The sequence below is a fragment of the Nocardia vinacea NBRC 16497 genome (assembly GCF_000308835.1).
Taxonomy (GTDB): Bacteria; Actinomycetota; Actinomycetes; order Mycobacteriales; family Mycobacteriaceae; genus Nocardia; species Nocardia vinacea.
The window spans coordinates 1-937 of the sequence record NZ_BAGN01000315.1 but is presented as its reverse complement, the minus strand read 5'-3'; the positions used below and the strand labels follow the sequence as shown (position 1 = coordinate 937).

Genomic DNA, 937 nt, shown 5'->3' with positions numbered 1-937 from the left:
CCGGGTGGGAATTCGCAGGCGCCGCAGCAGGGTTCGGATCCGGGTAGTCAGAGTGTGGTGCCTGGTCAGTCGCAGTCTGGTTCTGGTCAGGTTGGTTCGGGTAAGGGGGTGGCACCTCCGGTGGGTGGTGCGACCGCGCCGGGGTCGGTCGGGCCGGGGGCTGGGGGGCAGCAGGGCGCGCCCGCGCAGGCGGCCCCCGCACAGCAGAGCGCTCAGGCGGCGCCTGCTCCGGCGGGTGCGGTGGCGCCGAATACCTCGCAGACCACCGATGCGGCGGCCACCGATCCGCTGGGTGGGTTACTGAATCCCGATACCCTGACCGCGATGGCGCCGACGGCGATGATGGCCGGGGCGATGATGCTGCCGATGATCGCCTCCGCGCTGGCCGGACTCGGCGGTGGTGGTTCCGGTTCCGGTAGTGGTGGTTCCGGTGAGAGCGGTAGCAGCGGTGGGCTCAGCCCCGAAGCTCAGAAGGCCATCGATGTGCTCAAACAGATGAAAGACGTCTACGGCAACAGTGATACCGAGGACTCCGAAAACCCCACGAGCGGAAAACAACTCGGCACCACCACCTCCAGCGGCACCGGGTCCGGTTCGACCGCGACCAAACTCAAGGCCCACCAGCTGTATCAACGCAACGCCGCCACCGCGTTCAACAACCTCGACAACGACCTCGTCAACTACATGCGGTCCATGGCGGGCAACCACAAGGTCGACAAGAAAGCCGTCATCGCCCTGCTCCGCGAGGTCGACACCCAACTCGCCGAAATCGGCTCGGCCGCCTACACCAAAGCCGGACAACAAAAAGTCCACCAAATCCTCACCAACGCCCTCGCCAAAGCCGCCAAAATCGTCTCCGGCGGCAACGCCACCGCCACCGGCACCGCCAGCGAAATCAACCGCCTCACCAACCAATACATCTACAACCTCGCCGGAC

Annotated in this window: 1 protein-coding gene; it reads left to right on the top strand. The window is 65.8% G+C overall.

What is annotated here, in order from left to right; translation table 11 throughout:
* Positions 1-108: 108 nt before the first annotated feature.
* Positions 109-937: DUF4226 domain-containing protein (locus ON44_RS53560; RefSeq protein ID WP_157187391.1), on the top strand; the 829-nt coding region annotated here is incomplete at its 3' end.